Source organism: Streptomyces sp. NPDC017943 (assembly GCF_044328425.1).
Lineage (GTDB): Bacteria > Actinomycetota > Actinomycetes > Streptomycetales > Streptomycetaceae > Streptomyces > Streptomyces djakartensis_A.
The window spans coordinates 611,999-624,807 of the sequence record NZ_JBIRHH010000004.1 but is presented as its reverse complement, the minus strand read 5'-3'; the positions used below and the strand labels follow the sequence as shown (position 1 = coordinate 624,807).

The 12,809-nt window shown below is 73.0% G+C and carries 12 protein-coding genes and 1 tRNA gene; 7 read left to right on the top strand and 6 right to left on the bottom strand.

The genetic code is table 11. From position 1 onward, the window contains the following. The first annotated feature begins 313 nt into the window (after positions 1-313). Positions 314-535, top strand: a complete 222-nt coding sequence (locus tag ACH4C6_RS16420; protein WP_398109240.1) for a ferredoxin — start codon at positions 314-316, stop codon at positions 533-535. Continuing rightward, complete coding sequence (locus ACH4C6_RS16415) at positions 532-1,293, top strand: PIG-L deacetylase family protein (protein WP_398109239.1); 762 nt, start codon at positions 532-534, stop codon at positions 1,291-1,293. Before ACH4C6_RS16420 ends, ACH4C6_RS16415 begins: the two co-directional genes overlap by 4 nt. Positions 1,294-1,311: 18 nt before the next feature. Here ACH4C6_RS16415 and ACH4C6_RS16410 read toward each other — a convergent pair whose 3' ends face one another. From ACH4C6_RS16410 to ACH4C6_RS16395, 4 genes are all read right to left on the bottom strand, one after another. After that, the gene (locus tag ACH4C6_RS16410; protein WP_398109238.1) at positions 1,312-2,052 is read right to left on the bottom strand and encodes a glycosyltransferase family 2 protein; all 741 of its coding nucleotides are present in this window, start codon (positions 2,050-2,052) and stop codon (positions 1,312-1,314) included. A 148-nt stretch (positions 2,053-2,200) separates the two neighbouring features. After that, positions 2,201-2,635: a peptidase inhibitor family I36 protein gene (locus ACH4C6_RS16405; RefSeq protein WP_398109237.1), complete on the bottom strand. Its 435-nt coding sequence runs from the start codon at positions 2,633-2,635 to the stop codon at positions 2,201-2,203. A gap of 270 nt (positions 2,636-2,905) precedes the next feature. After that, a tRNA-Ser gene (locus ACH4C6_RS16400) sits at positions 2,906-2,992 on the bottom strand. A gap of 61 nt (positions 2,993-3,053) precedes the next feature. After that, a complete protein-coding gene (locus tag ACH4C6_RS16395; RefSeq protein ID WP_398109236.1) occupies positions 3,054-4,502 on the bottom strand; it encodes a S1C family serine protease in 1,449 nt (482 codons plus the stop codon). Positions 4,503-4,792: 290 nt separating this feature from the next. On the opposite strand from ACH4C6_RS16395, the gene ACH4C6_RS16390 reads away from it, so the two are divergent. The 3 genes from ACH4C6_RS16390 (at position 4,793) to ACH4C6_RS16380 (ending at position 7,535) form a co-directional block, all read left to right on the top strand. Next, positions 4,793-5,620: a glycerophosphodiester phosphodiesterase gene (locus tag ACH4C6_RS16390; protein WP_398109235.1), complete on the top strand. Its 828-nt coding sequence runs from the start codon at positions 4,793-4,795 to the stop codon at positions 5,618-5,620. A gap of 153 nt (positions 5,621-5,773) precedes the next feature. Next, a complete protein-coding gene (locus ACH4C6_RS16385; RefSeq protein WP_398109363.1) occupies positions 5,774-6,412 on the top strand; it encodes an ATP-binding protein in 639 nt (212 codons plus the stop codon). A 157-nt stretch (positions 6,413-6,569) separates the two neighbouring features. Then, positions 6,570-7,535 carry a DUF5926 family protein gene (locus tag ACH4C6_RS16380; RefSeq protein WP_398109234.1) on the top strand — a complete coding sequence of 322 codons (966 nt, stop codon included), beginning with the start codon at positions 6,570-6,572 and terminating at the stop codon, positions 7,533-7,535. A 234-nt stretch (positions 7,536-7,769) separates the two neighbouring features. Here ACH4C6_RS16380 and ACH4C6_RS16375 read toward each other — a convergent pair whose 3' ends face one another. Together ACH4C6_RS16375 and ACH4C6_RS16370 are read right to left on the bottom strand one after the other, a co-directional pair. Beyond that, positions 7,770-8,393, bottom strand: a complete 624-nt coding sequence (locus tag ACH4C6_RS16375; RefSeq protein WP_398109233.1) for a hypothetical protein — start codon at positions 8,391-8,393, stop codon at positions 7,770-7,772. A gap of 55 nt (positions 8,394-8,448) precedes the next feature. After that, the gene (locus ACH4C6_RS16370) at positions 8,449-9,114 is read right to left on the bottom strand and encodes a bifunctional DNA primase/polymerase (protein ID WP_398109232.1); all 666 of its coding nucleotides are present in this window, start codon (positions 9,112-9,114) and stop codon (positions 8,449-8,451) included. Positions 9,115-9,613: 499 nt separating this feature from the next. On the opposite strand from ACH4C6_RS16370, the gene ACH4C6_RS16365 reads away from it, so the two are divergent. Both ACH4C6_RS16365 and ACH4C6_RS16360 read left to right on the top strand, forming a co-directional pair. Then, positions 9,614-11,125, top strand: coding sequence for a PP2C family protein-serine/threonine phosphatase (locus ACH4C6_RS16365; protein WP_398109231.1), 1,512 nt, complete (start codon positions 9,614-9,616; stop codon positions 11,123-11,125). Positions 11,126-11,207: 82 nt separating this feature from the next. Further along, positions 11,208-12,665 carry an aminopeptidase P family protein gene (locus ACH4C6_RS16360; protein WP_398109230.1) on the top strand — a complete coding sequence of 486 codons (1,458 nt, stop codon included), beginning with the start codon at positions 11,208-11,210 and terminating at the stop codon, positions 12,663-12,665. Positions 12,666-12,809 lie beyond the last annotated feature (144 nt).

Sequence of the window (12,809 nt, the reverse complement as noted above, 5' to 3'; positions counted from 1 at the left end):
GGAAAACTCACTCTATATCGCTGACCTGCGGCAACACCGTCCGCTGCACCCCGGAACCTCCTCCTCCGTGGCCTGAAATGGCAGGATCCGGACGCAGCAGCGCACCCCATCCGGACACCTTCCGTCCGAGCCACGACGGCAGGCTCCACCGTTCGGTACCGGTCCCCACGAGGGGAGGGACCGGTACCGGACGACGTGGTCCGCCTCCCCGGCTCGGTGCGCTCCCCACCCCCGGATTCGGCCGGTGACGCGCTGGGCAGGGAACACCTGAACGCACGGCAGGCGACGGCGTCCGGAGGGGGACGAGGGATTCATGAAGGTCTCGGTCGAACGCGACCTCTGCTACGGCTCGGCCGAGTGCGCGTACCGGGCCCCGGACGTCTTCGAGTTCATCGACGGCTACGGCGTCGTCCGTCCCGGCCGCGCCGACTCGGGCGACGACCCGCGGGTGCGGGAAGCGGCGGAGAAGTGCCCGAGCCAGGCGATCGCCCTCACCGGGACACCGGAGCCGCCGGCCGGTCCGGGCACCGGATGACGGCACCGGGCCTGCTCGCGGTCTTCGCCCATCCCGACGACGAGTCCCTGTCGGCCGGCGGCGTCCTCGCCCGGCACGCCTCCGCGGGCGGCCGCACAGCGGTGGTCACGGCGACCTGGGCGGCGGACAGCACGCGTGCGGCGGAACTGGCCGACGCCCTCCGGCTCCTGGGCGCGGGTGCACCCTGGATGCTCGGCTGGGCCGACTCACGCGTCCCGCACTCGGCTCCCGGCCGACCGCGTCTGTGCGACGCCCCGCTGGAGGAGGCGGTGGGCGCTCTGGTGGCGCAGATCCGCGCCGTACGCCCGGAGACCGTGGTCACCCATGACGCCTACGGCGGTGCCACCGGCCACGAGGACCACGTCCACACGCACCGGATCACCCTGCTCGCCGTCCACGCCGCCGGACTCGAGCGCCTCCACCCGGACGCCGGCACGCCCTGGCGGCCGAGCGCCCTGTACCTGGCCACGCACCCGCACTCGGCGGTCCGGGACTGGGGCGGGTACCTGGCCCCGGCGGGCAAGGGCCTGCGGACGGTCCCGGACGAACACGTCACCGCGACGGTCGACGTCACTCCCTGGCTCGACCGGAAGGTCGCCGCGGTCCTGGCCCACCGCACGGAGGTCGCACGCGGAGCGGTCCCCGCCCTGATCGCCGCTGCCTCGGAGCAGGAGCGCCGACGACTGCTCGGCACGGAGTACTACACCCGCCACGACCTGCTCCCCACGCCACCGCCCCGGGCGGACGGCCTCGCGTGACAGGGTCACGGGGCCCGCTCACTGCTCGGCGGAGCCGCTCCACCGCAGCCGGGACAAGGCGCGGGCCCGGGCCTCCACGACGGCCATCCGGGCCTGACGCTCGCCCCGTTCCCCATGGGCCGCCTGCCCGGTCACCTGCCCCGCCCACTTCCGGTACAGCAGCCCCACCTCGGCCGAGAACCAGCCCCGGCTCACCGCGGAGAGCGCGAGCAGCAGCCCGGTGTCCTCGGAGGCGGGCAGGGCCATCCAGCCGCCGAGCGCGAGCAGCAACTCCCGCCGCACGCACAGCGAGGCGGGGTGCACCGGGGCGATGAAGTCCTGGGCCTTCCACTGCTCCAGCACGGTCCCGCGCTCGATCGGCCCCTCGTCGGGATCCCCGGGGAACCCGACGGTCGTTCCGTCGGGGAGCAGGTCGAGGACCCGGGAGGTCACCCAGCCGACGCGTGGATCGCCCTCCAGCACGGCGATGTCCCGTGCGAGCACCCCGGGCGCCAACTGGTCATCGGCGTCCAGCACTTTCACGTACGGCCCGTCCGCACGGGCCAGGGCGATGGTCCGGGCCACCCCCGGCCCACCGGCGCGCCCCTGCCGGAACGTCACGCGCGGATCGCTCGGCACGTAGGGCCGCACCTCGGCGCCCTGCCCGTCCTCCTGCACGACCCACCGCCACCGCCAGCCCGCCGGCAGCCGCTGCTCGCACAAGGAGGCGTAGGCCTGCGGCAGGAACCGGGCATGGGGCCCGTGCACTGCGGTGACCACGACGACACACCGACCGCCGACGACGACCACCCCTCACCTCACCCCGCCGGCGCCCGGGACCCCGCGGCGCCGGCCTGCTCCCCGCAAGCCTACGGAACCCGTGGGGCCCCGGCCGTCGTCCGGCCGGGGCCCCACGGCACCGGGTGCGCTAGCAGCGGGTGACGGTCTTGGCGCTCTCGGCCTCGTCGTTGAAGACCCAGCCGTACTTGAGGTTGTTGATGTTCGTGTGCGGCTTGACGCAGATCGAGTAGCCCGAGTAGTCGTCGTTGTCGTAGACGCGGACGCTGTAACCGGAGTTGTTGATCAGCGACGTGATCTCGTTGTCCCCGTTCCAACCGTCGATCTGGTACTTCTGGTTGGCGCCGGTGGGCTTCCAGTTGACGTACTTGCTGCCGGTGTAGCTGGCGTCCTCGTACATGCAGATGCGACCGGAGTCGCACGTCCAGTCGGCGGCCCGGGCCGGGGCCTGCTGCTCCGCCTGGGCCGGGACGGTGCCGAGACCGACCACCGCGGTCGTCACGGCGAAGGCCAGGGCCGCGCCGCGACCGAGCCGGCCTATGAAGGACGTCGTCGAACGTGTCATGTGTTGCTCCCCCTTGTCACAAGGCACTGGTCGTGTGCCACGGGCTCCACCCGAGGGCGGAACATCGCGCGAACTCCTCCGGCAATGACAGTTGTTGAGCGCTGCCCGCCCGAAGAAGACCGCTGGCGAGCCTAGGAAGCGATCACTCGCGGATCAACCGGATATCTCCCCGAGCCCCCTCGCCCGGACCTCCCCCCGGCACGCGGAAGGGGTGCCCCTGCGGAGAGGGGCACCCCTTGCGTACTGCGCTGTCCTTGACTAAGACCTGCGCGGAGGCGGTGGGATTTGAACCCACGGTGACATCGCTGCCACGACGGTTTTCAAGACCGTTCCCTTCGGCCGCTCGGGCACACCTCCCCGCGCCGGCCGAGATCGGCGGCGCGGGGACAAGGGTAACGGGTCGGTGCGGGCGGGTGGGTCAGTCGCCGACGCGGGAACCGAGCGTGACGTCGACCGTGCGCTCCTTGCCGTCGCGCTCGTACGTGAGGGTGACCTTGTCGCCGGGCTTGTGCGTCCAGATCTCGCCGATCAGAGTGGGACCGGAGTCGATCACGCGGTCGTCGAGCTTGGTGATGACGTCGCCCGGCTTGAGACCCGCCTTGGCGGCCGGGCCGCCCGGCTCGACCGGCGCGGAGCTGCCCGCGCCCTCGTCCGTGATCTGCGCGCCGCCGGAGCTGTCGTCCAGGGAGACGGACGCGCCGATCTTCGCGTACACCGGCTTGCCGTTCTTGATCAGCTCCTGGGCCACGTACTTGGCCTGGTTGATCGGGATGGCGAAGCCCAGGCCGATCGAACCGGACTGGCCCGTGCCGAAGCCGCCGTTGCCGGTGGACTGGATCGCGGAGTTGATGCCGATGACGTTGCCCCGCCCGTCCAGCAGCGGCCCGCCGGAGTTGCCCGGGTTGATCGAGGCGTCGGTCTGCAGGGCGCTCATGTAGGAGGCCTGGCTGCCGCTGCCGTCGCTGGAGGCCACCGGGCGGTTCTTGGCGCTGATGATGCCGGTCGTCACCGTGTCGGACAGGCCGAAGGGCGCGCCGATGGCGATGGTCGCGTCCCCGACGGCCACCTTGTCCGAGTCGCCCAGGGTGAGCGGCTTCAGGTCGGAGGGGGCGTTCTTCAGCTTGATGACCGCCACGTCGTAGCCCTGGGCGTTGCCGATCACCTCGGCGTCGTACTTCTTGCCGTCCGGGAACGTCGCGGAGAGCTTGCCGCCGTCCACGGCGTCGGCCACCACGTGGTTGTTGGTGACGATGTGGCCCTGCTTGTCGAAGACGAAGCCGGTGCCCGTGCCGCCCTCGCCGCTGGTGCTCTCGGCCTGGATCGTGACCGTGCTCGGCAGCGCCTTGGCGGCCACGCCCGCGACGGTGCCCGGGTCGCGCTTGACGTCCCCGCCGTTGGTCGAGGCGGACACCGTCGTCGAGCCGGTGTTGTCGTCGTTGTCCTTGGCCAGGGTGTAGCCGAGGCCACCGCCGACACCGCCGGCGACCAGCGCGGCGATCAGGATCCCGGCGATCAGTCCGCCGCGCCCGCGACCGGACTTCGGCGCCGGCTGCTGGTACGACGATCCCCAGCCGCCCGGCCCGGAACCACCGGAACCGCCGTCGCCGTACGGACCGGCCGGCGGCGGGGGCGGCGGCCAGGACGGGTCCGGGGCGGAGGAGGAGACGCCGGGACCGGCGGGACCGGCCTCACCGGCGGCGCCCTGCCCCTGCGGGGCCTGCCCGTACGGTCCCTGCCCGTGGGGAGCCGGCCCGTACGGTCCCTGGCCGGCCTGTGCCTGCGGCGCCGGAGCAGCAGGAGCGTCCACCGGCACGGGGGGTGCGGACGGGGCGGGGGGTACCGCGTTGCCCTCGTTCTCGGTGCTCACAGCTTCTCTCCTCGATCCACGGCTGTTTCCTGGGTCGCACTCGGTCGTGCTCCGCACGCGTCCGCGCGACCGGCCCGGCGCGCCTGCGGCGTGCTTGTCCCTTTGTATGCCGTCAGCTTTTCCCACGGGCCGTCAGAGCACCATAAGCGGCGGCTGTGCGTCCGGGGTTGTTCTTTATATAGGTCATCAACGGTCAAAAGGATGCAATCCCAGTGCCGCCGTCCGGAACCGCGCCCGCGCGGAGTCCCTCCGACCGGACGCGTACCCGCCCACGGTGGCACCATGACGCGGTGACCCACGCACGACAGCACGTCATCAAGGTCGTCGCCCACCGCGGTGCCTCCGAGGACGCCCCGGAGCACACCCTGGCCGCGTACACCAAGGCGATCGAGGACGGCGCCGACGCCCTCGAGTGCGACGTGCGCCTCACCGCCGACGGCCACCTGGTGTGCGTGCACGACCGCCGGATCAACCGTACGTCCAACGGCCGCGGCGCCGTCTCCGCCCTGGAGCTCGCCGATCTCGCCGCCCTCGACTTCGGCTCCTGGAAGACGCGCGACGCCTGGAAGGGACGCGACGAGGAACCGGACTGGGAGCACCGCCCGGAGGACCGGGAGGCCACCTCCGTGCTGACGCTGGAGCGGCTGCTGGAACTGGTCGCCGACGCCGGGCGCCCGGTGGAACTGGCCATCGAGACCAAGCACCCCACCCGCTGGGCCGGGCAGGTCGAGGAGCGGCTGCTGACCCTGCTCAAGCGGTTCGGCCTGGACGCCCCGGCATCCCCCGGTGAGTCGCAGGTGAGGGTGATGAGCTTCTCGGCGCGTTCGCTGCACCGCGTGCGTGCCGCCGCGCCGGCCCTGCCGACGGTGTACCTCACGCAGTTCGTCTCGCCCCGGCTGCGCGACGGCCGGCTGCCCCCCGGGGTGGGGATCGCCGGCCCCTCGCTGCGGATCGTGCGCAGCCACCCCGCGTACATCGAGCGCCTCAAGCGGGCCGGCCACCAGGTGCACGTGTGGACGGTGAACGAGCCCGAGGACGTGGACCTGTGCGTCGGTCTCGGCGTCGACGCGATCATCACCAACCGCCCGCGTGCGGTGCTGCACCGGCTCGGCCGCTGACACGTCCGCCCCACAGGCCCCGTGTGCCTCGTGCACATCTCTTGACCCCGCACCCCGGCAGGCACGATCCTCGCATCTCGGCCACACCGATGATTTCCAGCCAGACGGGCACCGGGAGTGCACCGGCGCGTTCGCCGCGTGCCGGCCGCCGAAGTGCGTCACCGGAGGTGGACTGGCCGGTTTCCGGTCCAGGCCAAGGGGGCATCCACACCGTGGCGTGGGGCGAAGGAGGTCTCGGGGGTGGCGTTGGTGGTGGCACAGGAGGTGCCCACGTCGTCGAGCATGGCCGTACCCCATGGCCCTGCGGGCGTGGGCGAAGCGCGACACCGGATGCGCACGCAGCTGCGCAGCGGTGGGGTGGCGGAATCGGTCATCGACGACGCCGTACTGATCCTTTCCGAGCTGCTGAGCAACGCGTGCAAGCACGGCAGGCCCCTGGGCGACGCGCTCTCCGGTGACGGCGATGTCCGCGCCGCGTGGCGGGTGGACCCGACCGGCCGGCTGGTGGTCGAGGTCACGGACGGCGGCGGTCCGACCCGCCCCGCCCCCGCGACCCCCTCGGTCACCGCCCACGGCGGCCGCGGTCTGAACATCATCACCGCGCTCGCCGACGACTGGGGCGTGCGCGACGACATCCACGGCGAGGTCACGGTGTGGGTCGTCGTCCACGACGACGTGCACGACCCGGACGCCGGCCACCGCCGCGACGACTTCGCGACGCGCGTGGCGGCCCCGCCCGTCTCCCGGACGGCCGGACCGGACTTCGCGGACGCCTTCGACGAGCTGGGCTGAGGACCCGCCCCCACCGACCGGGGCGACGATCCCGCCGCCGACGATCCCACCGCCCGCCGGAGCGGGAAACGGTGTTGTCCACAGGAACCCGACGCCCCGGGCACGAACGGCTAGGCTCGCGACCGTACGAGACGAGCCGTAACCGGGAGACCCATCGATGGCCAAGAAGCGACCCCAGACGAAGGCCAAGCGCCCGCAGATCACGGACGGCGAGGTCCCGGTCGTCGGTGCCCGCGAGCCCTGCCCGTGCGGCAGCGGCCGGCGGTACAAGGCCTGTCACGGCCGGGCCGCCTCGCACGCCGCGACCGAGCTGGTCCACCGCCCCTTCGAGGGCCTGCCCGGCGAGTGCGACTGGGTCGCCCTGCGCGAGCTGGTCCCGGCGGCCACGGTCGAGCTGACCCTCAAGGACGGACTGCCCGAGGGCGTCCCGTCGGTCACGCTGGCCACGGTGCTGCCGATGGCCTGGCCCGCCCTGCGCCGCGACGACGGCTCGGTCCTGCTCGGCCTGCAGAACGACACCTCCTCGGGCGACATCAGCCGCGACCTCGCCGACACGCTCCAGCAGGCACTGGAGGCCGCGCCGGGCACGCCCGTCCAGGGCCGCCGCGCCCCGGCCGGCAGCCCGCGCCTTCAGGACCTGCTCGACCCGGAGGGCGCGTTCGAGCCAGAAGTGCACAGCGGTTTCGAGTTCTGGGTGCCGGACGCGGAGAACGCCACGCCGGAGGTGGCCGCCTCCCTGGAGCGGGCCAACGCCGCGGCCATCCCGACCGTCAAGCTCCAGGGTGTGGACGCCGCGTACTGGTGCGAGACGCCGGACAAGAACCACCTGCGGTGGGTCATGCCGCACCCCGAGGAGCAGCTCCTGGACGCCCTCGCGCGCCTGCACGCCGCGGGCCGTTCCAGCCTCGGCGAGGGCACGCGCCTGGTGGGCTCCTTCCGCGCCCACGGGCTCACGGTGCCGGTCTGGGACCTGCCGAGCGGCGTCACGGCCGAGGACGTGGAGAAGCCCGCGGCGGAGTTCGCCGAGCGCCTCGCGGCCGCCCTGGCGGAGGACGCCCCGCTCACCCCGGAGGAGCGCCGCGCCCGCGGCGGCCTGACCAACCGGCAGGTCACGCTGAGCTGACGGACACCGCGGGCGCTCCGGCCGGCCGGGTCACCGGCGGGCCGGACCGGCGCGCCCGGCCGGGATCACAACTCCCGTCGCGGACAAGCCAGTCGGTGACCGGAAAGGCGAGTTCGAATTTGCGAACCGCCGATCTCTTGTTACCGTTCCTGTAGCCCGGTTGCTGGTGCATCCCCCGTCGCCAGCAACCGGGTCTTTCCATGTGCGCAGACCCTCACCGTACGCAGTCGCTCGTCAACTGCTCGTCCACACAGGTGAGTTGCTTCCCGAGCGCAGCAGCAGCGGACCCTGCCCGCCCCGCCGGGCGAACTCGGCGACGGCGGTGTACGCCGCCAGGTCCCCGCGCAGCGGTTCCCTGGGGGTCTCGCAGGTTCCCGGCTCGTCCCCGGCGCCCACCGCGCACGTGATGCGCACGGTCCGGTCCCCGGGGGCCATCAGACTCAGCACGGCGTCCAGCGTCGACCCCGTCGTGTTGCGGTAGTAGGTGCGCGCCCAGGTGTCCGCACCCCGGGCGACGACACAGGTCTGCGCCTCGATGCCGTCGGGAGAGGCGAGTTCGGGTCCGCAGCGCACGGCGGACGTCACGTCCTGCCCGGGCGCGGGCGAGGACCCCGGGCGGGGGGAACCCGTGCGGGAGGAATCGGCGCGGGAGGAGGACGCGTGGGGGGACTCCGGGCCAGAGGAGTCCTCGCGGGAGGCTTCCGTCCCGGCGGGGTGCGCCGGGCGTTCGGACCGCACCGCCCCCGAGGCCGCCACGGCCAAGGGCAGGGCGACCGCGCACGCCACCAACGTGCCCGCCAGGGCGATCAGTCTGGCCTTCCGGGGGTCCCGGGCGAGGCCCCGGGCATGACGCCGCATGGCCCCGGCATACAGTCCACCGGGGCGTGAGCGGCGGTCGGCGCGCCCGGCGGGCCTAGAACTCGGGCGCGCTCACACCCGTACGAGTGAGGACGTCGACCACGGCGTCCACCACGGCCTCGACGTCCGGCACCCACGGCGAGGCCGAGCCGGGCAGCGGGGCGCGCTCCCAGTGGATCTCGCCCCGGCCCGTCTCCGACGGCGGCAGCGCGAGGTAGCCGCCCTCACCGTGGAAGCGGAGCGAGCCGGGCACGAAGTCCTTGGCGTAGAGCAGTTCGCCGAGTTGCTCCAGCGAGTAGGGCTTCACGAGGATCGCCCAGCGGGAGGGGGAGGCGACGACCGGGCCGAGCCGCATGCCCTGCCGGTCGAGGGCCTCCAGGGCGCGGGCGGCCGGGACGGCCGGCAGGGAGACCGCGCAGGGCGCCCTGCCCCCGGTGGCCAGGACGATCGGCGCCGTCGGCCGGTTGCCCCACCACCAGCGGACCATGCGCGCGTCGGTGGTGGCCGCGAGGAGGCCGGGGTCGAAGGGGTGCGCGCCGGGCACCGTGCATTCCGGGTCGGGGCAGGCGCAGCGGTCCGGCCGCTGCGGGTCCGCCGTCACGCCCGGGAGTACGGGCCACTGCCATTCCGTCGCATAGGTCAGGGCCGCGCCGATGAGCTCAGGCGTCCCGTCACCGCGCTGGAACAGGAGCCTGCGTCGCCTTCCGGGGATCTCGCGCATGAGCGCTCGTCCTTTCCGTTGCACGCCTGGCAACACCGTGGTCCATCACAACATGTGTCGATCGCTTCACTGTGCGTACCTGTTGGCGCATCACACCCCTGCCGCGAGCAGGGGGAACCCCTCCGGGTCGAGCGTGGGCTGCCTCCGCGGCCGTCCCGCCCATACTGCGTCCATCGAGAGCACGGGCGTGGCGTAGGGGTGGCGAAGTATGGCGTTTGCCGTCGCGCGTATTTCTCTCCGCCTCCGCCACGGGAGGATGGGGCACGGTCGTCGGTGGATAGGACGCCCGGTTCCGTCACCAGGTTCCGGGTGATTCCCGACCACCCCTGGCCTTCTCCGAGTACGTACCCATCACGACCGTTGTGACGCTCCGTCGAGCAAGGCCAGTCGACCGCAATAACCCGTCCACTGCGGCAGTTTCAAGCCAAGTTTGCTTTTCCGCAAGAGGAAGGAAGGACTTCTCTTAAGCCTCACTGACACCAGGAATCCCGGCAGGACAATGCTGGACATCTCCTTACGAGTCCGTGTACATGTGGAGACACTGCTGGCGGCGCAGAATGACATGGGGGTTTGCGATGCTTTTGAGCAGTACGCGCCGGTCGGAAGGCCGGACGCCATGAACGCCCCGCACCCTCCGAAAGTGGCTGGAATCGATTCAACGGTTCCGGCCCCCGCACACACTGTCGCGCCCGTCGCGAGTACCTCCCCGGCCTCCCCCGCAAACCCACCCGTCCCACCCGGCGCAGTACTTCAGGACCGCCTCGCCGGCTGGGTCTCCGACCTCACCACGCTCCACGAGCTGACCGAACGGCTGGCCCGCACCGCCACCCTCGACGAGGCCCTGCACGAACTGCTGCGCGCCGGAGCCGCCCTGGTCGGCGCCCGACGCGGCCTCGTCGTCCTGGAACCGGGCGACGGACTCGGCCCGGACAGCACCATCGGCCTGGGCCTGGGCCGAGCCGACCTCGGCCACATCGAGACCGTGCCGCGCAGCGCCCTGTCCTACGGCCGGATCCTCGACGGACTGCCGGGCGGCGAGGGCGGCATCGCCGATCCCGACCTGTTCGCCGAGGAAGGCCTCGACCCCCGCCACCGCGAGGTCGCGGCCCGCCTCGGCTACGCCGCCAGCTACGCCCTCCCCCTGTCCACCGAGTCCGCCGGTCGTCTCGGCGCCGCCGTCTGGCTCTACGACGAGCCCGCCGAACCGGGCGAACGGCAACGCCACCTCGCGGGCCTGTACGCGCGCTACGCCGCCGAGCACCTCGCCCGCCTCCTGGAACTGGAGCGCACGCGCGCGTCCATGGCCACCATGGCCGACGAGCTGCTGCCCGCCCGGTTGCCCCGGGTGGCGGGTGTGCGGCTCGCCGCCCGGCACCGCACCGGCCCGCGCGGCGGCGGCGACTGGTACGACGCGCTGCCGCTGCCCGACGCCGCCCTCGGCCTCGCCGTGGGCTCCGTCACCGGCGCGGGGCCCAGCGCGGTCGCGGCGATGGGCCGCCTGCGGGCGTCGCTGCGCGCCTACGCCGTGATGGAGGGCGAGGACCCCGTCGCGGTCCTGTCGGACCTGGAGCTGCTGCTGCGGCTGACCGAACCGGCCCGCTCGGCCACCGCGCTGTTCGGATACTGCGAACCGGCCGCCCGCAAGATCACGCTGGCCGGTGCCGGGCACAGCCCACCGCTGCTGATCGGGCCGCGGCGCACCGAGTTCGTCGAGACGTCGGTCTCCGCCCCGCTGGGCATGCTCGCCTGCTGGGAGGCGCCGAGCGTCGAGATCCTCGCCGAGCCCGGTGAGACGGTCCTGCTCTACACCGACGGACTGCTGCACCGCACGGGCGAGGCCACCGACCGCGCCTTCGCCCGGCTGCACGCGGCGGCGGCCGGAGTGCCCCGGGCACTGCGCGGCGACCCCGGGGCGATCGCCGACCACGTCCTGCGCAGTGTCCTGCCGGACGGGCTGGACGCGCAGCAGGGCGCCGAGGACGTCGTGCTGCTGGCCGCGCACTTCGAGTAACGCTCCTCGTCACCGGCCCTGGGCCCCCTTCCACGCCGCCGTACAGTGGAGGAGGTCCAGTGCCGTACCGAGGAGGATGACCGTGGCCGAGGAGCTCACACCGGAGACCCCGGAAGAGAGCGAAGAGCCGATCAAGCAGCGGAAGAACGGGCTGTACCCGGGCGTGTCCGACGAGCTGGCCGAGAACATGAAGAGCGGCTGGGCCGACACCGAGCTGCGCGACCTCGAGCCCATCCCCCAGGCCGCCGAGACGGCCGCACGCCGGGCCGCGCTGTCCGCGCGTTTCCCGGGCGAGCGCCTGGTGATCCCGGCGGGCAACCTGAAGACCCGGTCGAACGACACCGAGTACGCCTTCCGCGCCTCCGTCGAGTACGCCTACCTCACCGGCAACCAGACCGAGGACGGCGTCCTGGTCCTGGAGCCGAAGGACGACGGCCACGAGGCGACGATCTACCTGCTGCCGCGCTCGGACCGCGACAACGGCGAGTTCTGGCTGGACGGCCAGGGCGAGCTGTGGGTCGGCCGCCGCCACTCCCTCACCGAGGCCGGGAAGCTGTACGGCATCCCCGCCTCCGACGTGCGCGAACTGCCCGCCGCGCTGCGCGAGGCCACCGGCCCGGTGCGGGTCGTGCGCGGGCACGACGCCGGCATCGAGGCCGCGCTGACCGACAAGGTCACCGCCGAGCGCGACGAGGAGCTGCGGGTCTTCCTCTCCGAGGCGCGGCTGGTCAAGGACGCGTTCGAGGTCGGCGAGCTGCAGAAGGCCGTCGACTCGACCGTGCGCGGCTTCGAGGACGTCGTGAAGGTCCTCGACAAGGCACAGGCGACCTCCGAGCGGTACATCGAGGGCACCTTCTTCCTCCGCGCGCGCGTGGAGGGCAACGACGTCGGCTACGGCACCATCGCCGCCGCCGGGCCGCACGCCTGCACGCTGCACTGGGTGCGCAACGACGGCCCCGTGCGCGCCGGCGACCTGCTGCTGCTCGACGCGGGTGTGGAGACGCACACCTACTACACCGCCGACGTGACGCGCACGCTGCCGATCGACGGCCGGTTCACCGAGATCCAGCGCAAGATCTACGACGCCGTGTACGAGGCCCAGGAGGCCGGCATCGCGGCCGTGCAGCCGGGCGCCAAGTACCGGGACTTCCACGACGCCGCCCAGCGGGTGCTGGCCGAGAAGCTCGTCGAGTGGGGTCTCGTCGAGGGGCCGGTGGAGCGGGTGCTGGAGCTCGGCCTCCAGCGGCGCTGGACGCTGCACGGCACCGGGCACATGCTCGGCATGGACGTGCACGACTGCGCGGCGGCCCGGGTCGAGACGTACGTCGACGGCACGCTGGAGCCGGGGATGTGCCTCACCGTCGAGCCCGGGCTGTACTTCCAGGCCGACGACCTGACCGTGCCGGAGGAGTACCGCGGGATCGGCGTCCGGATCGAGGACGACATCCTCGTGACCGAGGACGGCAACCGGAACCTCAGCGCCGCGCTGCCCCGGCGCTCCGACGAGGTCGAGGCGTGGATGGCCGCCGTCCAGGGCTGACGGCGCCTGTCCGGGTCCGACGACACCCCGGGGCGGGGGGGGGGGGGGCCCCCCCCCGCCCCCCCCCCCCCCCCCCGGCCGGGGGGGCCCGGGGGGGGGGGGGTGAAAAAACAAGGGAGCCCGGGGTGGAGGGTTTGTTCGATG

What these genes read in the sequence shown, in the direction of transcription:
- ACH4C6_RS16420 (WP_398109240.1), top strand. Translation starts at nt 314, where the DNA reads ATGAAGGTCTCGGTCGAACGCGACCTCTGCTACGGCTCGGCCGAGTGC.
- ACH4C6_RS16415 (WP_398109239.1), top strand. Translation starts at nt 532, where the DNA reads ATGACGGCACCGGGCCTGCTCGCGGTCTTCGCCCATCCCGACGACGAG.
- ACH4C6_RS16405 (WP_398109237.1), bottom strand. Translation starts at nt 2,635, where the DNA reads ATGACACGTTCGACGACGTCCTTCATAGGCCGGCTCGGTCGCGGCGCG.
- ACH4C6_RS16380 (WP_398109234.1), top strand. Translation starts at nt 6,570, where the DNA reads ATGGCCAAGAAGCGACCCCAGACGAAGGCCAAGCGCCCGCAGATCACG.
- ACH4C6_RS16375 (WP_398109233.1), bottom strand. Translation starts at nt 8,393, where the DNA reads ATGCGGCGTCATGCCCGGGGCCTCGCCCGGGACCCCCGGAAGGCCAGA.
- ACH4C6_RS16370 (WP_398109232.1), bottom strand. Translation starts at nt 9,114, where the DNA reads ATGCGCGAGATCCCCGGAAGGCGACGCAGGCTCCTGTTCCAGCGCGGT.
- ACH4C6_RS16365 (WP_398109231.1), top strand. Translation starts at nt 9,614, where the DNA reads ATGCTGGACATCTCCTTACGAGTCCGTGTACATGTGGAGACACTGCTG.